Origin of the sequence: Moraxella sp. FZLJ2109 (genome assembly GCF_024296965.1) — a bacterium.
Taxonomy (GTDB): domain Bacteria; phylum Pseudomonadota; class Gammaproteobacteria; order Pseudomonadales; family Moraxellaceae; genus Moraxella.
On record NZ_CP101112.1, the window covers coordinates 1,790,288 to 1,810,322 of the forward strand.

The following is a 20,035-nucleotide window of genomic DNA, read 5'->3' on the forward strand; positions in this document are numbered from 1 at the left end:
GATTGGTAATTAGTAAGTGCAATCATAAAACCACACTTCGCCCGTTTCTTCATTGCGATTAAAGCTAGCTGAAATATTTACATCAAATGCTTCTTCATAAATTGATTTCAGCTTGATTTTCTTTAATTTGGCAAGTTGAGCATCGCTAATGTTGCCAAAATTGACATAAGATGGCGGACTTTCGGTCTCAAGTCCAAATCCTGCGACATATTCCTTGATGGGTATACCGTACAGTCTGGCATTATTAAGTGGTACATGAATGTAAATGGAACTGCTATGGCTACCATCGGTGATATAAGCCTTGCCCATATCTTTGCGATATTGCGTTGGTATGGTAGGGAATTTACCTTGCAGAGCATTTTTTGATACCAGTAAATTGTCATCGACGCCATAGCTTGCCAAATGGTCATTGTAGCGTGGATCATCATAATCACCATGCCAATTTTGGCTTGCAAGATCGTATGCATCGATGTATTTTTGATAATCGGCACGAGTTCCAATGACTGCTTTGTCGATTTTGGTGACTATAGATGATGATTTGCACTGCTCCCATGGCTTAAATACCGGCGTCCAATCGGCGGCAAAAGTAGCACAGGGTAGAGTGCATAGCAGGGCGATAGCAAACTTTTTCATAAACAATCCTTTTGATGAGTTTAGATTACTATAGCATAGTTTAAATTAAGTGTAAAAAAAGACGCACTGCTTAGTGCGTCTTTTCACATTTATGAAATCAATCAACCCACAAACGCACGCTCAACCACATAATCAGCAGGTTCGCCCATACGCGGCGAGATGGTGAGACCAAAGCCATCCAAGATAGCACAAGTGTCGTTGTTCATCGCCATGCTACCGCAAATCATCACACGGTCGTCGTCTTTGTTCATCACAGGCAGACCGATGTCTTCAAACAGCTTACCTGATTTCATCAAGTCAGTCACACGACCGGTATTTTTGAACTCATCACGGGTGACCGTTGGGTAATAGATGAATTTTTCACGCACCCATTCGCCAAAGACTTCATCATTTGGCAATTCATTCTCAAAGAAATCACGATACGCCAAATCATCGACATGACGCACGCCATGCACTAGGATGACTTTTTCAAAGCGTTCATAGACTTCAGGGTCACGGCATAGCGACAAGAATGGTGCAAGGCCTGTACCTGTGGCAAGCATATACAGATGTTTGCCTGGTAGTAGGTCATCTAGTACAAGCGTGCCCGTTGGTTTTTTGCTGATAAGTAGCTCATCGCCAACTTTGATATGCTGTAGGCGAGAAGTCAGCGGTCCATCAGGCACTTTGATTGAGAAAAATTCCAGCTCTTCTGCCCAGTTTGGACTAGCGATAGAGTACGCACGAGCCAATGGCTTGCCATCGACCATGATACCAATCATCGCAAATTCACCATTACGAAAACGAAGGCTATCGCCACGGGTGGTCTTGATGGTGAATAGGCTATCATTCCAATGATGCACATAAGTGACGGTTTCTGTGATAAACTTTGACATAGTGAACTCTTATTATTGGATACTTGGCAATGGATATGCCAATGATTGAAATTTTGGCTATAATAGCGAGTTTTTACCCAATGGTTTAGCGTAAATTTGGAATAAGCACCGTTTATTTTAGCATAAATAAGAAAAGGGGCTGTAGTAGATAAGGTCTAAATCCCACACCATTTTCTCAATATTTTAAGCTGATTAGATGGTGTACTGTAGTTAAATCTAAACTCACATTCTTTGATAAAAAGATGGAAGTTTTTCTTGTCAATGCCATTGTATTTTCTAAGTACTCGTTTAGCTTGAGACCAGAAATTTTCAATGCCGTTGATGTGGTTGTGGTCTTTGACAAACTCTTTGGAATGATTGATGCGAAAGTGTTTAAACTCACTCACATCAAGAGCATTATAGCTTCTGTAACTATCTGTGTAAACGATGCTATCTGGCTTGATTTTGCTTGAGATGATAGGCATTAAGGTGCTTTGCTTGGTATCTTTTACCACAACAGTATAAACCTTGCCATTACGCTTCAAAAGACCAAATACAGCTGTTTTACCACCAGCGCCACGACCTCGCTTACCTTTGCGAATGCCACCGAAGTAGCTTTCATCAAGCTCTACTTCACCATCAAACAAAGTGTGAGCTTCAAGGTTGAGATTATATTCTATCACAAGTCTGATTTTGCGGTAAAATAAAGCTGCTGAATTGTGCTGAATGCCAAGCAAATCACTTGCTGTTCTAGCAGTAACTTGTGCAACAAAAAATTCAAGCAGTTTTATTTGAACTTTTTTACTTAATTTACAACGAGTTATCTTCATGTTTGTAGTATAGCATAAGTGCTAATCTACTACAGCCCCTAAGAAAAATTCTCTATGACTACTGTTCAGTTACCCATCATCGGACATCATCACTCGCCATTGGTGCAAAAATTTGGCGCACCAAGACAGCCCAATCTCGTCGAAGTGGCAAGCGTGATTGAGTTTGTGCCACCATATGATACGCCGTCCGCCTTTGTTGGGATTGAGAAATTCAGCCATCTGTGGGTGATGTGGCAGTTTCATCAAAACAAATCCCAAGGCAACTTCCGCCCGCAGGTGCGTCCACCCCGTTATGGTGGCAATGACAAAGTCGGTGTGTTTGCTACTCGCAGTATGTACCGCCCATCAGCGATCGGACTGTCAGTGGTGCGACTGTCAAAGGTAGAGATTCGCCATCACAGCGTGCGACTGCATATCATCGGTGCTGATATGGTGGATGGTACGCCGATTGTCGATATCAAGCCGTATCTGCCGTTTGTCGATAGCGTGCCTGATGCCATCAGTGGCGAGATCGATGTGCCGACGACCAAGACGGTAGCTATGACAACGCAGGCAAGTACTGACTTTGATACACTATGCCAAGACGGTAGGCTTGCGATGATAGACAAAAGCATCATCCAACATCTCATCGCCCAAGACCCACGAGTGGCATATCGTCAAGCTGAAATCGAAGTGACCAGCACCATGCGATATGGTGCGGTGGATGTGGATTTTTGGATGAATGAAATGGGTGTGATGGTCATCACAGGCTTACGAGTGGTAGATGAATAGCAGTAGTGGCGGGTAAATCTTATGGCAACAAAAAAGCCCTTATCCTATCGATAAAGGCTTTGATCATACGGTGGTGCCCGGGGCCGGACTTGAACCGGCACGCTCAAAAGAGCGAGGGATTTTAAATCCCTTGTGTCTACCAATTTCACCACCCGGGCATTAATTACTTGTTTTTATGTTTTTTTACATCATCACGCAAAAATCATTAAACAAGCTGGTAAACTAAAAAAATGGAGGCTGGAGTCGGAATCGAACCGGCGTACACGGAGTTGCAGTCCGCTGCATGACCACTCTGCCATCCAGCCATTTAAGAAGTGGGTGCTATATTACCAAAAATTTTTAAAAATACAAGCGAAATTTTCAAATTTTGACAAAAAAACGCAAATTTGCAGGATTTGTCAGTGCTTTGTACACAAAAATCACCAAAAAGCAAGACACATTTTTGTCACCTAAGGCGAAAAAGCAAAAATATAGCTCGAAATCACCAGGAAAAACATGCTATAATCAAAATATTTCTCTCATGCTGTATTGTTTGTATTGAGTGACCTAATCATACCGCGATGTATCCAACTTAACTTATATATTATAACAATTTATAAGGCATTAGGTGATGTTCTCAGTCAATAAATGCAGTTTTTATATACAATCATTCAGTTTCTATATTAATTAGAAGAAATTGCTATATTTTTAAAAAATTTAATAGAAATCGTTTTTTTTTTTTGAAATGTGGCAAAATGAAAAGCTTAGTGATATAGAACGATATTTTTTAACTTTAACTGATTAATTTTTATAATTAATTATAATCTAAAAGCCAATATGAGATACTTATGAAAGTGAAATTTCAAGTGGCGATGATCGTTGCGCTGATGGCAGGTACTGGTGTACTGACTGCGTGCAGCAAGTCAGACGAGCAGCAAGCCGCCGCAGCCCAACAGCAAGCGCCAAAAGCGACCGTCGATATCCAAACCATTCAATTGCAGCCTGTGCCGATCATTCAGACCTTCGCAGGTCGTGTCGCGGCTGTCGAGACTTCTGAAGTCCGTCCGCAGGTGACAGGCATCGTCGATGAAGTGCTATTCCGCGAAGGGGCGATTGTCCAAGCAGGTCAGCCGCTGTATCGCATCAATGTGGACAGCTACACCAGTGCCATCGAGTCGGCGCGTGCAGCGATCGCTAGTGCCGAAGCGTCAGTGAACAATGCCAAGGCGTCGCGCGCATCTGCACAAGCGAACCTGCAATCCCAAGAAGCAAACCTTGCGCAGGCGCGTGCAGATTTGTCGCGTTATAAAGAGCTGATCGAAGTCGAAGCGGTCTCTCGCCAAGTCTATGACCAAGCGATCACCGCAGTACGCACCGCTGAAGCGAATGTCGCTGCCGCGCGCGCTGCTGTTCAGCAAGCAGAAGCTATCATCCAAAGTTCGCAATCAGCCGTGCGTAATGCACAAGCAAGCCTAAGCGCAAGCGAGCTAGATGTCGGTCGTACCATCGTACGCGCACCGATCACAGGTCGTATCGGTATCTCGAATGTCACCGCAGGCGCACTGGTCTCAGCGAACCAATCGCAGTCGATGGTGACCATCAATCGCCTTGACCAAGTCTATGTCGATATCAGTCAATCCTCTGCTGAGATGCTCAAGATGCGTGAAGAAATTGCATCAGGCAAGATGGGTCAAGGTAGCCCAGAGGTGCAGTTGGTACTAGAAGACGGTACAACTTATCCTATCATTGGTCGCTTGCTGCTTGCTAATGCCAAAGTGGATGAAAAAACAGGTGCGGTCACTTTGCGTGCCTTATTCCCAAATCCTAACGGTCAGCTATTGCCAGGGATGTTTGTCAATGCACGCCTGATTCAGACGGTCGTGCCAAATGCTGCCTTGTTGCCACAAAGTGCCATCACTCGCACCGCAAAAGGTGAAACCCAAGTCTATGTGGTCAACGCCCAAAACAAAATCGAAGTGCGTGATGTTACCACCGCAGGCACTTATAATGGTAACTGGATCGTGACAGGTGGCATCAATAATGGCGACCGTGTTGTCATCATCGGTGGCTCAAAAGTCAAAGCGGATCAAGAAGTGGATGTACGTGAGTTGCCACCAGCAGGTGTCAGCCAAGAACAAGCTCAGGGGCAAACTGCGCCAACATCCAATTCTACTGAGCAGGGTGTGCCTGCACAAAGTGCAACTCAAGCACCAGCTCAACCAGCTGTGCCAATGGCACGACCTGCTGAGCAAGTAGATGGCAAAACCACAAAACAAGCTCAATAACCCAACAAATAGGTAATTTATGTCTCGATTTTTTATTCAAAGACCGATTTTTGCTTGGGTCATTGCATTATTGATTATGTTGGTGGGTATTTTGTCCATTCGTGGATTGCCTATTGAGCAGTATCCGCAGATTGCACCCCCAACTGTACAGGTGTCCGCTGTCTATCCAGGTGCTGATGCACAGACCATCGAAAACTCAGTGACGCAGGTGATTGAGCAACAGATGAAAGGCTTGGATGGTTTGATGTATATGTCATCTAGCTCATCTGCAAACGGTCAAGCAAGCGTTACGCTTACCTTTGAAAGTGGTACTGACCCTGATACAGCACAAGTCCAAGTGCAAAACAAACTACAATCAGCGACCAGTTCATTACCAGAAAGTGTGCAGCGTCAAGGCGTCTCGGTCAATAAGTCATCCAGTGGCTTTTTGATGGTTTATGGCTTTGTCTCAGAAGATGACAGTATGGATGAGGCGGATATTGGTGATTATCTTAATACCAATATTGTTGATGGTCTAAGCCGTGTCGAGGGCGTGGGTTCAGTAGAGGTGTTTGGTTCATCTTATGCGATGCGCATTTGGCTAGACCCTGCCAAGCTACGTGCCTATAACCTAATGCCATCTGATGTCTCAGCGGCGATTCAGTCGCAGAATGTGCAAGTCTCAGCAGGTCAGTTGGCTAGCCTACCGACCAATAATGAGCGTGCTTTGATTAGTGCTAGTATTGGCGTTCAAAGCCTGATGCAGACTCCAGAAGAGTTTGAAAATATTCTGCTAAAAACTGATACCGCAGGGGCAAAGGTATATCTAAAAGATGTCGCCCGTGTGGAACTTGGCTCTCAAGATTATTCAAGTAACACCAAGTACAATGGTAAAACCGCAGCAGGTATGGCAATCAGCCTAGCATCTGGTGCTAATGCGCTTGAAGTGCGTCAGGCGGTCGAAGATAAAATGACTCAAATGTCAGCCAACTTTCCAAAAGGCTTGACCTATGTTGTGCCATTTGATACCACGCCATTTGTCCGCTTGTCGATTGAGCAAGTTGTGCATACTCTACTTGAGGCGATTGCACTTGTATTTGTGGTGATGTTCTTATTCCTTCAAAACTGGCGTGCGACCATCATCCCGACTTTGGCGGTGCCTGTGGTAATTCTAGGTACATTTGCTGTGCTGTCGATGTTTGGTATGAGTATCAATATCTTGACGATGTTTGCAATGGTACTGGCCATTGGTCTACTGGTCGATGATGCGATCGTCGTCGTGGAGAATGTTGAGCGCCTACTTGAAGAAAATCCTGAAATGTCAGTAATGACTGCCACCATTGAATCGATGCAAGAGATCAGTAAAGTGGTTATTGGTATTGCACTGATTTTGTCAGTCGTGTTTGTTCCGATGATTTTCTTTGGTGGTTCGACAGGGGTGATTTATCGTCAATTTGCTGTGACGCTGATTACCAGTATGGTGCTGTCGGCGATTGTGGCGTTGGTATTTACGCCTGCACTGTGCGTGTCGATTCTTAAGCGCAAAAAACACCATGATATTCAAACCCAAAAAGGCTTTTTTGGTTGGTTTAACCGTGCTTTTTATAAGGCAAGTAGCGGTTATGAAAAATTTGTTGGCAAAACCTTTAATGCCAAGCTGATTTATGTCGTTGTCTATGCGGCGATTATTGCTGTACTTGGCTTTTTCTTTGTGCGTCTGCCAAGCGCGTTTGTCCCTGAAGAGGACCAAGGCGTGCTATTTGCGATGGTGCAGATGCCAGCAGGCACAACCGAAGAGAAGACTTCAGCAGTGATGGACAAGGTTCGTCAGTATTATCAAACCCAAGAAGAAAAGAATGTCGAAAGCGTATTTTCGATTACTGGCTTTAGCTTTATGGGTAGTGGTCAAAACATGGGTATGGCGTTCATCAAGCTCAAAGACTGGAGCGAGCGTACGGGCGATGAGAATGCCGCGGCAAATATCGCCAATCGTGCCATGATGATGAATATGACCATTCCTGAAGCAAGTATGGTAATTTCAATGGCACCGCCTGCGATTATGGGTTTTGGTAATTCAAATGGTTTTAACCTACAGCTCAAAGATAATGGTGGTGTTGGTCGAGATAAGCTGCTTGAAGCGCGTAATATGCTACTTGGTATGGCATCACAAAGTCAGGTAGTGACTGGTGTCCGTCCAGGTGGTCAAGAAGATGCTCCGAAGCTTAAGCTGAACATTGATTACGAAAAAGCCCAAGTGCTTGGCGTTCCTGCAACCAATATCAACTCAACGCTTGCAATGGCGTGGGGTAGTAGCTATGTCAATGACTTTATCGATCGTGGTCGTATCAAAAAAGTCTATATGCAAGGTGAGCCTGATAGTCGAGTGACACCTGAAGACATCAGCAAATGGTATGTGCGTAATAATACTGGGCAGATGGTGCCATACAGTGCCTTTGCGACCAGTGAATGGGAATACGCAAGCCCAAGTGTCGTCCGTTATAATGGCGTACCATCGATGGAGCTATCGGGCAATGCTGTACCGGGTAAGAGCTCGGGTGATGCGATGGCCGAGATGGAGAATTTTGCCAAGCAGTTGCCTGAAGGTGTTGGTATCGAGTGGAGCGGCTTGTCTTTAGAGGAGCAAAAATCTGGCGGTCAAGCACCACTCCTTTACGCACTAGCTGTCGTGGTGGTGTTCTTGTGCTTGGCGGCATTGTACGAAAGCTGGTCAATCCCATTCTCGGTGCTACTGGTGATTCCATTGGGCGTGTTGGGTGCGATTTTATTAACCACCATACATGGGCTTAGCAATGATGTGTACTTGCAAGTGGGTCTGTTGACCGTTGTTGGTCTATCTGCCAAAAACGCCATTTTGATTATTGAGTTTGCCAAAGAGCTCCAAGAGTCAGGCAAATCACTCAAAGAAGCAGTGATGCAGGCAGCTCGTATGCGTCTGCGCCCAATTATCATGACATCACTTGCATTTGGTATTGGTGTTGTGCCATTATACTTGGCAAAAGGTGCAGGCTCAGGCAGCCAAAATGCCGTTGGTACAAGCGTACTTGGTGGGGTGATTACGGCGACATTATTGGGTGTGTTCTTTATCCCGATGTTCTATGTATGGGTGCGTACTTTGTTCCCATATAAGTCAAAGCCTGCCCAGATGACACAAGATCACTAAGAGGTAATTATGAAAACAACACACACTGTACGCATCTTTGGGCTAACGGCACTGGCGGTTAGTATGGCTGCCTGCAGCACGATCCCAAAAAAGATCGATACAAGCAAACCTGTGCTTGCTGTGCCGAATGTGGATCTTGACCAAGCTTATGAAGTCTTGGATAAAGAAACGCTCAGCAGCGGCGAAGCGCCGAGTGTCGCATCAATGCGTTGGCAAGAATACTACACCGATCCGAAGCTAAAATCACTGATTCAACTGGCTTTGGACAATAACAAAAATCTAGAAAAAGCCGTACTGGCAGTGCAGTCAGCACGCGCGCAGTATCAGATCACCGAAGCAGGCAGCTTGCCGACAGTCGGTGCATCGGGCGGGGTCAGCCGCTCGGCGAATCATCGCACCGATGCCAATCCATCGACAGGCTATAATGTCAATTTGGCGATGAGTAGCTATGAGCTGGATCTGTGGGGCAAGGTCGCAAGCCAAAAAGAGCAAGCGCTGCATAACTATTTAGCAACCAATGCTGCCAAAGATGCGGTGCAAATTTCACTGATCTCAAGTGTTGCCCAAGGCTATGCCAACCTTGCCTATGCAGTGGCTCAGCGTAAGCTTGCGGCAGCGACCATGCAGACGCGCGAACGCTCGCTGATGATCAACCAAAAACGCTTCGAAGCTGGTGTGGATTCACGCTCACCAAGCCTACAAGCCGAAAGCTCGCTTGAGCAAGCGCGTCTGGCGGTATATCAAGCCGATACCAATATCTTGCAAGCGCGCAATGCCTTGCAGTTATTACTCGGTGCGCCGATCCCTGATGCGCTACTGCCTGATATTCTGGGCAATAATAAGACTGATGTCGATCCAATCACCGCGCAGACTTTGTTCAGCACAGGTCTGCCAAGTGAGCTGCTGTACTATCGCCCTGACATCGTCCAAGCCGAGCACGCGCTCAAGGCAGCAGGTGCGAACATTAATGTCGCGCGCGCGGCGTATTTCCCATCGATCAGCCTTGCGACTAATGTCGGCTTTAGTAGCTCAAGCCTTGATAATCTACTAAAATCAAGCGCGATGGGTTGGTCGTTCGGTCCATCGGTAAGTCTGCCGATCTTTGATGCAGGTGCGCGCCGTGCCAATTATGAAATGGCACAAATTGCACAGCAGTCAGCACTTGCCAGCTATGAGCAGTCGATCCAGTCGGCGTTCAAAGAAGTGGCAGATGTGCTTGCTACGCGCGCAACCTTGGGTAGTCAGCTAGAATCGCAGTACCGCCTACAGCGTAATTATCAACAAACCTATGACATCGCCTTTGCGCGTTTCCGTTCGGGTTTGGATAATTATCTGACGGTGCTTGATGCAGAGCGTTCATTGTTCAGCATTCAGCAAAGCATTCTACAGCTTGAGCTGCAAAGTATGCTGAGCCAAATTCAGCTGTACCAAGTTCTAGGCGGCGGCGCGGATCTGAGCGCAGAACAAATCACTGCCAAAAATGCCCAGCGCGATGCGATGCGTACCGCTGAACTTGCCAACCAAGCACAGATCAGTACCGTACAGCCACAAGCTGTCAGCACTGATGCGACCCAAATCGCTCAGCCTGCACCAAGCAGCATTCCTGTGGTTGAGCCAGTAGCGAAATAAGCTTGTACTTTGTCAATATAAAAGCACTCAGTTTGGGTGCTTTTATTTTTGCCAAAAAAAGTGCGCAATGATTGAGTAAGTTATTTTGGTACAAATTGCACTGGTAAGTTGTGTAAAAGTTGTGTATTTTATAAGGATATGAATGCTACAAGGAAATTTTTTATGAAGCGTCGTCAGTTATTACAAGGCACTTTGTCATTGACCGCGTTAAGCTTGGTGGGTTTGCCTAAGCTTGCCACAGCGATGGTGCCATCTGTTGCCATGCAGCTGCCTGATCATCTGCTGGATAATCCGCTCTTGGATTTTCGCGGTTTACCAAAATACAGCCAGATCAAAGCAAATGATGTTGTACCTGCGATTGAGTTTTTGATCGAACAATCCAAAAGCCAAATTGCGCAAGTGGTGGCAAATCCTGCACCGAATTGGCAAAGTTATTATTTTGGGCTTTTTGATACCGATGATAAGCTGTCAAAAGCATGGGGTGCGGTGGCGAATCTGCACGCGCTGCGTAACGATGATGCGCTTCGTGATGCTTATGCCAAGGCGCAGCAGAGTTTGACTGAGTACAGTACTTGGCGCGGTATGCACAAGGGGCTGTTTGACACCGTGACCAAGATCAAAAACTCTGCTGAATTTGCCACGCTTAGCATCGCCGAACAAAAATCCATCAATGATGTGCTGCGTGATTTTCGCTTATCAGGCATTGATCTGCCGAGCGATCAGCAGGTGCGATTGGCGCAGATTAACACGCGTTTATCTGAACTTAGCACGGCATTTAGCAATAATGTGCTGGATGCAACCAATGGTTGGTCGAAGATTGTCGATGAAGCTGCGCTCACAGGCTTGAACGCCGCCGCCCTTGAAAGCGCCAAACAAAAAGCGGCTGATAAAGGCAAAAGCGGCTATTATATCGGGCTTGATATGCCAAGCTATATGGCGGTAATGAATTATGCCGATGATGAAAAGCTGCGCGAAGAGATGTACCGCGCGTTCTCAACCAAGGCATCTGATCAAGGCGCCAATGCAGGCAAATGGGACAATCAGCCCGTGATCGCTGAGATTTTGCAGCTGCGTCTTGAGATGGCGCAATTACTTGGTTTTAAAAATTATGCCGAATATTCACTGGCAACCAAGATGGCGGACACGCCGCAGCAGGTGATGGAGTTTTTGACTGGGCTTGCGATGCGTAGCCGTGATCAGGCGCAGGCGCAGATCGATGAGCTTCGCGACTTTGCCAAGCAAGAATACGGCAAAGAAATGCTCAATGCTTGGGATGTGTCTTATTATACCGAAAAGCATAAAGCCAAACTGTATGATTTTGATAAAGAAAAACTGCGCGAGTATTTTCCCGAAGAGAAGGTGCTGATAGGGCTGTTTGCGATTTTACAGCGATTATTTGGCATTAAGGTACGCGAAAAATCAGCCGATGTATGGGATGAATCGGTGCGGTTCTTTGAAGTGTATGATGCTGCCAATCGCCAAAAAGCGGCGTTTTATCTTGACCTATACGCGCGTGACAACAAGCGTGATGGCGCGTGGATGAGCACGGCGATCGACCGTGTGCGCGATACTGATGGGCGAGTGCAGCTGCCTGTGGCGGTACTGGCGTGTAATTTTCGCAAGCCTGCTGATGGTCAGCCGTCGCTACTATTGCATGATGAAGTAACGACGCTGTTTCATGAGTTCGGACATGGGCTGAATTTGATGCTGACTCAGATGGATGTGATGGGCGTAACAGGGCTTAATGGCGTGCCGTGGGATGTGGTGGAAGTGCCAAGTCAGCTGATGGAAGGCTTTGCACTGGATCGCACGACACTGCCGATGATCTCAGCGCATTACAAAACTGGTGAGCCGCTGCCTGATGAGATGCTTGATAAGCTGATCGAAGCCAAGCATTATCAAGGGGCGTTTGCTTTGACGCGTCAGCTTGAGTTTGGGATTTTTGATATGCGAGTCAATAGTGAATATACAGCGGATAAGCCCACCAATTTCGCCCAGCAGCTGTATTTGGATGTGACCAAACAGATTGGCGTGCTTGCCATGCCTGACTATGTGCGCCGTCCGAACTTTTTCACTCATGTGTTCTCAGGCGGCTATGCGGCAGGCTATTATAGCTATCTGTGGTCGGAGCTACTGGCCAATGATGGCTTTGCCAAGTTTGAAGAAGAGGGCGTGCTAAACCCAGTCACTGGTAAACGCCTAGAAGATACTATTCTAGCCCAAGGCGGCTCTCGTCCGCCGATGGATCTGTATGTCGAGTATCGTGGTCGAGCACCAAAACTTGATGCCTTACTTGCTAATTATGGGATTCAATAAGCAAAAAGCCACCTTGTATGGATTATACAAGGTGGCTTTATATAGCTTGATATCGCTGTTTACTCACGATTAAATCAATCAAACCACGGCTCGCCTAACCAATATAGACGCTCGCCTTGTCGATTAATATAAAACGCTTCGCCAGTGGAGCGATCCAAAACAGCCGCTATGCCATTATAAAAATACTCAGCCCAATCATAGCTTAGCGGAATCACCACCTGACCAGTGTTATCAACAAATCCGTATTTGCCATTTTGCGAAACCCTTGCCAATCCCTCGTTAAAAAAATCAACCGAATCATACTTCAGCGGAATCACCACCTTACCGGTGTTATCAATAAATCCTGCTTTGTCATTTTGCTGAACCCTTGCCAATCCTTCGCTAAAATACCCAGCCCAATCATACTTCAGCGGAATCACCACCTTACCAGTTTTATCAATAAATCCCCATTTGCCATTTCGCTCAACACTTGCCAATCCTTCGCTAAAAGACCCAGCTTCATCATAGTTTAGCGGAATCACCATCTTACCAGTGTTATCAATAAATCCCCATTTGTCATTTCGCTCAACCACTGCCAATCCTTCGCTAAAATTGTAAGCCATATCATACTTCAGCGGAATCACCATCTTACCAGTGTTATCAATAAATCCCCATTTGTCATTTCGCTCAACCACTGCCAATCCTTCGTTAAAAGACCCAGCCCAATCATAATTTAGCGGAATCACTACCTTGCCGGTGTTATCAATAAATCCGTATTTGCGATTTTGCTTAACCAGTGCCAATCCTTCGCCAAAAGAGTAAGCACCATCATAGTTTAGCGGAATCACTACCTTGCCAGTTTTATCAATAAAGCCGTATTTGTTATCACGCTTAACCTTCGCCAAGCCATCCGACAGACATTCAACATAATCATATCCATACACTTCAGGTCGCTCACACGCCCAGAGATTTTGGCTACATAAGATACCGCCTGTCAGTAGCAGGGCGGATGAGAGATGGCGGATGGTATGAGTGATAGGGCGTTTCATAAATTTTCCATGGTAAGAATGGTTTGATAAATAATGTATCAGACTTTGGTAAATTGGGCAAATATAATCAATGATCAATCAAAAAACACCCAAAAGCTGTCTAACTTTTGGGATGTGGTTTAGAATTGTAAAAGGTGGTTTGACTGTGTGATTATTGATCATTAAAGCCAATAAAGATGGGTTCACCTGACCAATCAAGGCGCTCACCTTGTTTATTGATATAAAACGCTTCGCCAGTGGAGTAATCTACAACACTCGCAACGCCATTATCAAAAGAATAAGCTTCATCATATTGTAGTGGAATTACTACCTTGCCAGTTTTATCAATAAATCCGAATTTGTCATTATGCTTAACCATTGCCAATCCATCGCTAAAAGACTCAGCCGAATTATATTTAAGTGGAATCACTATCTTACCAGTGTTATCAATAAACCCCCATTTGTCATTTTGTTTAACCGCTGCCAATCCTTCGCTAAAATACCCAGCCTCATCATACTTCAGCGGAATCACCACCTGACCAGTGTCACCAACAAAGCCATATTTACCATTTCGCTTAACCATTGCCAATCCTTCGCTAAAAGACCAAGCCCAATCATAGTTTAGCGGAATTACCACCTTGCCTGTTTTATCAATAAATCCGAATTTGTCATTATGCTTAACCATTGCCAATCCCTTGCTAAAAGACCAAGCCCAATCATAGTTTAGTGGAATCACCACCTGACCAGTTTTATCAACAAAGCCGTATTTGTCATTTTGTGAAACACTTGCTAATCCTTCGCTAAAATTCCAAACCCAATCATATTTTAGCGGAATTACTATCTGACCAGTTTTATCAATAAACCCCCATTTGCCATTTTGCCGAACCTGTGCCAATCCTTCGCTAAAATACCAAGCATCATCATAGTTTAGCGGAATTACCACCTTGCTAGCTTTATCAATAAATCCCACTTTACCATTTCTCTCAACTCTTGCCAATCCTTCGCTAAAATCCCAAGCTAAATCATAGTTTAGAGGAATCACCACATTGCCGCTCTTATCAATAAATCCATATCTGTCATTTTGTGAAACTCTTGCCAATCCTTCGCTAAAAGACCAAGCTGAATCATAGTTTAGAGGAATCACCACTTTACCGTTGTTATTAATAAATCCATATGTATCATTTCGCTTAACGCTTGCCAATCCTTCCGACAGACATTCAACATAATCATACCCAGTCACTTCTGGTCGCTCACACGCCCAGAGATTTTGGCTGCATAAGATACCGCCTGTCAGTAGTAGGGCGGATGAGAGATGGCGGATGGTATAGTTCATCACATATCCTTAGTAAGTCTAAGTAAATAATTAGATAATGTAGCAAAATTTGATAAGTTGGGCAAGTGAGGCTAGCGTTATCTGACCTAGTTACTCCATCGGTAGTCGTACATCAACAATTTTCCAAGTAAATAGTCCATATCGCTGCATGATGACGGTCAAGGGCTGATTGGCTGATGGTTTTTTGATGTCGATACTAAAGGTGTTGAGTGTCTGATAACTGGGATGATACTCAAGTTCATCGGCGATAGACGACGAAGTATTGGTGGTCGCTTGATCAGTCTTGGCGGGAGTTTGGGCATCGGTGGCTTGATTGGTCATACTATCTTGTAGTTTGGCTAATGATAGATCTTGAGTAATATCCTTGCCTTGGATGAGTAGTTCCATCGACTTTGGCGAGACGACAGCATCGATCAGACCATCAATCATGACGGTGGCAAATACCGCACCGAGTAGGGCAAATTCATCATTGGTATCAGGCAGTTCGGTGGCAAGCTTGGTTTTGAGCTGATCTTTGATACTGGCTTTGACACTGACAAAATCCACCGCATCGACCAGCGTGGCTGTATCGTGTTTTTCTACTGCATTTTTTAGTTGGTATAAAGTATAATACGGCGATGCGACATAATAGCCGCCAAAGATAAGGGCACAGATAATGACTGCCCATGCAAGCAATTTTTTCATAACAAAATCCTGTGTCACGGCGGATCTTGGGATTTGACCGTGAAATTGATGAGTTTTTGAACCAAAGGTCGCACCATAATAACACAACAGCCGGCAATCGGCATCGAAATGACATAAGAATGCAGCACACGATCAAAAAACCCATCATTCCACCCTGTGTTGATCCACACCAAAATGATCGACATCAAAAACGCCATGATCCCCGCCATATAAAAAGCAAAAGCAATGTGTGTAAATCGAGCAGGGATGACGGCAAAACGCTGAGTAGGTCGCATAAGTAATCCTGATAATTGGGGGGGGTTGGTTTATTGTAATTGAGCCAAAGCAATTTCGCCATTGATTAAAAATTATGAATCATCACCAAAAATTCATAAATGACATCGCTCTGATACCATCTTTTAGCCGTCATTTACAAAATTTCACTGCACAGCTGATGGATATTCGCAGTATAATGAGCTGGTTTATGCATCTTTATTTATGCGTCTTTTTTCAAGGAAATACCTATGCAATTAACACTAGCAAAAACCGTACAAGGCAGCACTGATCTGGGTATTCATACCAAGATGGCGAACCGCCACGGCTTGATCGCAGGGGCGACAGGTACAGGTAAGACCATCAGCCTGCGTAAGATGGCAGAGAGCTTTAGCTGTCTTGGTGTGCCAGTATTTTTGGCGGATGTCAAAGGTGATCTATCAGGCATCGCCAATGCCGGCACAGCCACTGGCAAAGTCGGCGAGCGTATGACAGAATTTGGGCTTGGTGATGATTATCTGACAGGCTTTCCGGTGCGTTTTTGGGATGTGTATGGCGAAACAGGCATTCCAGTGCGTGTGACCATCTCGCAGTTGGGTAGTACGCTACTTGCGCGTCTATTGGGGCTCAATGACACTCAAGAAGGCCTATTGAATCTGGTGTTCAAAGTCGCTGATGATCGTGGCTGGCATCTATTGGATCTCAAAGATTTGCGTAGTATGCTTGTCTATGTCTCAGATCATGCCGCTGAGTTTCGTGTGCAGTACGGCAATGTGTCGGCAGCGAGTATTGGTGCGATTCAGCGTCAGCTACTACAGCTAGAGAGCGAGGGCGGCAATGAGTTTTTTGGCGAGCCGTCATTGAACCTAGAAGACTGGGTGCAGTCTGAAGGCGATAAGGGTGTGATTAATATCCTAAATTCTGAAAAGCTGATGCGTTCGCCACGCTTGTATGGTGCGTTTTTGCTGTGGTTTTTGGCGGAGATTTTTGAGACCTTTCCAGAAGTAGGCGATCTTGACAAGCCAAAATTTGTGCTGTTCTTTGATGAAGCGCATCTATTGTTTGATGATATGCCAGCGGCATTGACCAAGCAGATCGAGCAAGTGGTGCGCTTGATTCGTTCTAAAGGTGTGGGCGTGTATTTTGTCACCCAAAACCCGCTGGATCTACCAGATACCATCCTAGGGCAGTTGGGTAACCGCATCCAACACGCCTTGCGTGCCTTTACGCCACGAGACCAAAAAGCAGTCAAATCTGCCGCTGAGACTTTCCGCAGTAATGATAATCTTAATGTCGCAGAAGTCATCAGTGAGCTGGGTGTCGGTGAGGCGCTGGTGTCATTTCTTGACGAAAAAGGTATGCCGACGGTGGTGGAGCGCGCATATATTTTGCCGCCATCATCACAGCTTGCGCCACTGACTGCTGATGAGCGCGACCAAGCCTATCAAGGCGATGTGCTGTACCGCTATTATAAAGATATGGTGGATAATTATTCGGCATTCGAAGCTTTAAATGAACAAAAAGCACAGGAGCAAGCGCAAGCAGAACAAGCCACTGCCGAGACTTTACAGGCGCAAAATATCGCCAAGCAAAGCGAAGAAAAAACCGCAGGCAGCAGCGCGCTTGAAGGCTTTTTGGGTGGCTTGACAGGCGGTCGTAAGAAATCAGGACAGGGCGCCGCCTATAATGTCGCTGATGCGCTTGGTAGTCAGCTGAACAAGCAAGCCACACAAGCCATCAGCCGCGGATTGATGGGTGTGATTAAGAATTTGTTAAAGTGATTTAATGCTCTAAAATTAGCCATTTGCCTTGAGTGAATGGCTAATTTTAATCAGATCCATCAATAAAAAAGCCCACCATCATCAATGCAATGGCAGGCTTTTTCGGGGTGTGTCTTGGGGTCATAATAAAATTACGATCGGTTCCCAAGCTCATTTGCTAGTTATATCAAATAATTTATTTATTGGCAATCATAAGAGTTAAATAACTGGCTTGAGTAAATGATAGACAGTCAGTGCTAGGCGATCAAGTATCAATGAATAATTTAAATAATCTAGTATTAATACAAAAAATCTTTGGATATCTTTCCGTCTCGCGAACTCAAAAATATCTAAACAATACAGCAACGCCTGCCGGTGCATTTGCACTATATGAATGAACTGAATGCCAAGCTGGGGGCTAGTCTGTGGACTGCGATACATTATTATGAAGTTGTATTGCGTAATTTGGTTGATAAGGCATTGTCTCAATCTTTTTCGGAGACTTGGGTTGAAAATGCAGCATTTTTATCAATGATTAAGTAGCAAAAACGCGTAGCCATCGAAACGGCTGTAAAATATTGCACAAATGAAGATGGTGCGTTTGATAAAAATGATGTGATTGCGTCACTAAGTCTGTCAATTTGGCTTGAAGGAAGTGGTGTCGCCGAAATTTTTAAATCAAATTTGGATAAAGTATATTGACGATGTATTTGTACACAAACCACAAAGGATGAGTGCTCGTGAATTTATCAGTGAGCTGCAGCAGTAATTTAAGCATATCAAAACTTTGAGAAATAGAATTGCGCATCACGAGCCAATTTATCATCTAAACATTCAAAAAAGTATCGATGTAATTACCTTATTTCTAAAGGCGGCCGCGCCTGAATTATTGATCATATGTAGGGCACATTTTCAAGCATCGCAAGATATTAAGCATCAAATCAAGGCACTGTTAAAGCAACAATATGCCAAAAAATAGGCAATGCCACTTTAGATGCGTCCAAATAATTTTGGTTAAATTTCTCACCACAAATCTCAGCCAACCCTATCAAAAATTTGCACTTCATGCTACAATAAACGCAATTTGTCTAATAAACGGGTTGATTTATACGCTAAATCACCCATAGCCAGTCGGGGTCGATATGTCTGATAAAAATCCACAATTTTCTCGTATTCTTCTAAAACTGTCGGGCGAAGCCTTAGCGGGCGGTCGCGGCATGGGTATTGATGCAGCGATCCTAGACCAAATGAGCTTGTCGATCGCGCATTTGCGTGGCTTGGGCGTGCAAGTCGGTATCGTCGTCGGCGGTGGTAACTTGTACCGCGGCAGCCAGCTGCAAAAAGAAGGCTTGGTGGGTCGCGTCACAGGCGATCAGATGGGTATGCTTGCCACGGTGATGAATGGTCTTGCCATGCGCGATGCCTTGGTGCGCCGTAATATCAAAACGCGTCTGATGTCAGCGATCGCCATCGACACGGTGGTGGAGTCGTACTCAAGCCGTGATGCGATTCGCCATCTGAATAATGGCGAGGTGTGTATTTTCGTTGCCGGTACGGGCAATCCATTTTTCACCACCGACACCGCAGCGTGCTTGCGCGGTATTGAGATCGAAGCAGGTCTGATCCTAAAAGCTACCAAGGTTGATGGTGTATATGACAAAGATCCAACCACCAACGAAGACGCGGTGAAATTTGATAGCCTAAGCTTCGATGAAGTGCTTGAGAAAAAACTTGGCGTGATGGACTTGACCGCCATTGCATTATGTCGTGAGCATAATGTCCCACTACAAGTATTTGACATGAATAAGCCAAACGCGCTATTGAATGTGGTGATGGGCGAAGCAGAAGGTACACGCGTTTATCATTGATGATATTTCTGATATTAAAGAAAAATTATCAAATAAATGATATTTAACTTAGAAAAAGTTGATACGAATTTTAAAACCCATTGTGTAAAAATTTTAAAGGAAAGTCCCATGATTAATGACATCAAAAAAGATGGCGAAAGCCGTATGCAAAAATCAATCGAAGCGCTAGAAGGTGCTTTTGGTAAGCTGCGTACAGGCCGTGCGCATCCAGGTGTATTGGCAAGCGTGATGGTCAGCTACTACGGCTCAGACACACCACTGAATCAAGTTGCAAGCATCAATGTCGAAGATTCGCGCACGCTATTGGTACAGCCGTTTGATCGTTCAATGGTACAAGCGGTAGATAAGGCGATCCGTGAAGCTGATTTGGGTCTGAACCCAATGACCGCCGATGTCATCCGCGTACCGATGCCAGCTTTGACCGAAGAGACGCGCCGCGATATGCAAAAAATCGCTCGCCATGACGCTGAGCAAGCGCGTGTATCTGTGCGTAATATCCGCCGTGATATGCTGGGTGATATTAAAGATTTGCTAAAAGAAAAAGAAATCTCAGAAGATGATGAACGCCGTGCAGCGGACGACATCCAAAAGATGACGGATAAATTCATCGCTGCGATCGATTCTCGCCTAGAGAAAAAAGAAGCAGAGCTGATGGAAGTATAATCCAGTCATCA

General features: G+C 45.2%; 15 protein-coding genes and 2 tRNA genes. 8 read left to right on the forward strand and 9 right to left on the reverse strand.

Going from position 1 to position 20,035, the window contains the following annotated elements; genetic code table 11:
• Positions 1-9: 9 nt before the first annotated feature.
• The 3 genes from NKU06_RS08645 to NKU06_RS08655 form a co-directional block, all read right to left on the reverse strand.
• Positions 10-633, reverse strand: a complete 624-nt coding sequence (locus NKU06_RS08645) for a hypothetical protein (protein ID WP_254730056.1) — start codon at positions 631-633, stop codon at positions 10-12.
• A gap of 101 nt (positions 634-734) precedes the next feature.
• Positions 735-1,508 carry a ferredoxin--NADP reductase gene (locus tag NKU06_RS08650; RefSeq protein WP_254730058.1) on the reverse strand — a complete coding sequence of 258 codons (774 nt, stop codon included), beginning with the start codon at positions 1,506-1,508 and terminating at the stop codon, positions 735-737.
• Positions 1,509-1,663: 155 nt separating this feature from the next.
• Positions 1,664-2,317 (reverse strand): IS1595 family transposase, encoded by a 654-nt coding sequence (locus NKU06_RS08655; RefSeq protein WP_254728721.1) that lies wholly within the window; start codon positions 2,315-2,317, stop codon positions 1,664-1,666.
• Positions 2,318-2,371: 54 nt separating this feature from the next.
• On the opposite strand from NKU06_RS08655, the gene tsaA reads away from it, so the two are divergent.
• Positions 2,372-3,088: a tRNA (N6-threonylcarbamoyladenosine(37)-N6)-methyltransferase TrmO gene (gene tsaA, locus NKU06_RS08660; RefSeq protein WP_254730060.1), complete on the forward strand. Its 717-nt coding sequence runs from the start codon at positions 2,372-2,374 to the stop codon at positions 3,086-3,088.
• 71 nt (positions 3,089-3,159) lie between these two features.
• Here tsaA and NKU06_RS08665 read toward each other — a convergent pair.
• Positions 3,160-3,246, reverse strand: a tRNA-Leu gene (locus tag NKU06_RS08665).
• A gap of 73 nt (positions 3,247-3,319) precedes the next feature.
• Positions 3,320-3,393 (reverse strand) — tRNA-Cys (locus NKU06_RS08670).
• A gap of 522 nt (positions 3,394-3,915) precedes the next feature.
• Here NKU06_RS08670 and NKU06_RS08675 point away from each other — a divergent pair.
• The 4 genes from NKU06_RS08675 (at position 3,916) to NKU06_RS08690 (ending at position 12,457) form a co-directional block, all read left to right on the forward strand.
• Entirely contained in the window at positions 3,916-5,352 is a 1,437-nt protein-coding gene (locus NKU06_RS08675; RefSeq protein ID WP_254730062.1) for an efflux RND transporter periplasmic adaptor subunit, read from the forward strand.
• 19 nt (positions 5,353-5,371) lie between these two features.
• Entirely contained in the window at positions 5,372-8,512 is a 3,141-nt protein-coding gene (locus tag NKU06_RS08680) for an efflux RND transporter permease subunit (RefSeq protein ID WP_254730064.1), read from the forward strand.
• Between the two features lie 9 nt (positions 8,513-8,521).
• A complete protein-coding gene (locus NKU06_RS08685; protein ID WP_254730066.1) occupies positions 8,522-10,141 on the forward strand; it encodes an efflux transporter outer membrane subunit in 1,620 nt (539 codons plus the stop codon).
• A gap of 162 nt (positions 10,142-10,303) precedes the next feature.
• Positions 10,304-12,457: a M3 family metallopeptidase gene (locus NKU06_RS08690; RefSeq protein ID WP_254730068.1), complete on the forward strand. Its 2,154-nt coding sequence runs from the start codon at positions 10,304-10,306 to the stop codon at positions 12,455-12,457.
• A gap of 74 nt (positions 12,458-12,531) precedes the next feature.
• On the opposite strand, the gene NKU06_RS08695 is transcribed toward NKU06_RS08690, so the two are convergent.
• The 4 genes from NKU06_RS08695 to NKU06_RS08710 form a co-directional block, all read right to left on the reverse strand.
• Positions 12,532-13,485 (reverse strand): WG repeat-containing protein, encoded by a 954-nt coding sequence (locus NKU06_RS08695; RefSeq protein WP_254730070.1) that lies wholly within the window; start codon positions 13,483-13,485, stop codon positions 12,532-12,534.
• Positions 13,486-13,636: 151 nt separating this feature from the next.
• Positions 13,637-14,797: a WG repeat-containing protein gene (locus NKU06_RS08700; protein ID WP_254730072.1), complete on the reverse strand. Its 1,161-nt coding sequence runs from the start codon at positions 14,795-14,797 to the stop codon at positions 13,637-13,639.
• A gap of 90 nt (positions 14,798-14,887) precedes the next feature.
• The gene (locus tag NKU06_RS08705; protein ID WP_254730074.1) at positions 14,888-15,481 is read right to left on the reverse strand and encodes a DUF2939 domain-containing protein; all 594 of its coding nucleotides are present in this window, start codon (positions 15,479-15,481) and stop codon (positions 14,888-14,890) included.
• Between the two features lie 14 nt (positions 15,482-15,495).
• Positions 15,496-15,756 (reverse strand): DUF2798 domain-containing protein, encoded by a 261-nt coding sequence (locus NKU06_RS08710; protein WP_254730076.1) that lies wholly within the window; start codon positions 15,754-15,756, stop codon positions 15,496-15,498.
• A gap of 222 nt (positions 15,757-15,978) precedes the next feature.
• On the opposite strand from NKU06_RS08710, the gene NKU06_RS08715 reads away from it, so the two are divergent.
• From NKU06_RS08715 to frr, 3 genes are all read left to right on the forward strand, one after another.
• Positions 15,979-17,514: a helicase HerA-like domain-containing protein gene (locus NKU06_RS08715; protein WP_371928044.1), complete on the forward strand. Its 1,536-nt coding sequence runs from the start codon at positions 15,979-15,981 to the stop codon at positions 17,512-17,514.
• A 1,121-nt stretch (positions 17,515-18,635) separates the two neighbouring features.
• Positions 18,636-19,361 carry a UMP kinase gene (gene pyrH, locus NKU06_RS08720; RefSeq protein WP_253223329.1) on the forward strand — a complete coding sequence of 242 codons (726 nt, stop codon included), beginning with the start codon at positions 18,636-18,638 and terminating at the stop codon, positions 19,359-19,361.
• A 108-nt stretch (positions 19,362-19,469) separates the two neighbouring features.
• On the forward strand, positions 19,470-20,024 hold the full coding sequence (gene frr / locus NKU06_RS08725; protein WP_254730079.1) for a ribosome recycling factor: 555 nt from the start codon (positions 19,470-19,472) through the stop codon (positions 20,022-20,024).
• Positions 20,025-20,035: the final 11 nt, after the last annotated feature.

Coding starts and splice junctions, on each gene's coding strand:
- NKU06_RS08645 (WP_254730056.1), bottom strand. CDS start 633: ATGAAAAAGTTTGCTATCGCCCTGCTATGCACTCTACCCTGTGCTACT.
- NKU06_RS08650 (WP_254730058.1), bottom strand. CDS start 1,508: ATGTCAAAGTTTATCACAGAAACCGTCACTTATGTGCATCATTGGAAT.
- NKU06_RS08655 (WP_254728721.1), bottom strand. CDS start 2,317: ATGAAGATAACTCGTTGTAAATTAAGTAAAAAAGTTCAAATAAAACTG.
- tsaA (WP_254730060.1), top strand. CDS start 2,372: ATGACTACTGTTCAGTTACCCATCATCGGACATCATCACTCGCCATTG.
- NKU06_RS08675 (WP_254730062.1), top strand. CDS start 3,916: ATGAAAGTGAAATTTCAAGTGGCGATGATCGTTGCGCTGATGGCAGGT.
- NKU06_RS08680 (WP_254730064.1), top strand. CDS start 5,372: ATGTCTCGATTTTTTATTCAAAGACCGATTTTTGCTTGGGTCATTGCA.
- NKU06_RS08685 (WP_254730066.1), top strand. CDS start 8,522: ATGAAAACAACACACACTGTACGCATCTTTGGGCTAACGGCACTGGCG.
- NKU06_RS08690 (WP_254730068.1), top strand. CDS start 10,304: ATGAAGCGTCGTCAGTTATTACAAGGCACTTTGTCATTGACCGCGTTA.
- NKU06_RS08695 (WP_254730070.1), bottom strand. CDS start 13,485: ATGAAACGCCCTATCACTCATACCATCCGCCATCTCTCATCCGCCCTG.
- NKU06_RS08700 (WP_254730072.1), bottom strand. CDS start 14,797: ATGAACTATACCATCCGCCATCTCTCATCCGCCCTACTACTGACAGGC.
- NKU06_RS08705 (WP_254730074.1), bottom strand. CDS start 15,481: ATGAAAAAATTGCTTGCATGGGCAGTCATTATCTGTGCCCTTATCTTT.
- NKU06_RS08710 (WP_254730076.1), bottom strand. CDS start 15,756: ATGCGACCTACTCAGCGTTTTGCCGTCATCCCTGCTCGATTTACACAC.
- pyrH (WP_253223329.1), top strand. CDS start 18,636: ATGTCTGATAAAAATCCACAATTTTCTCGTATTCTTCTAAAACTGTCG.
- frr (WP_254730079.1), top strand. CDS start 19,470: ATGATTAATGACATCAAAAAAGATGGCGAAAGCCGTATGCAAAAATCA.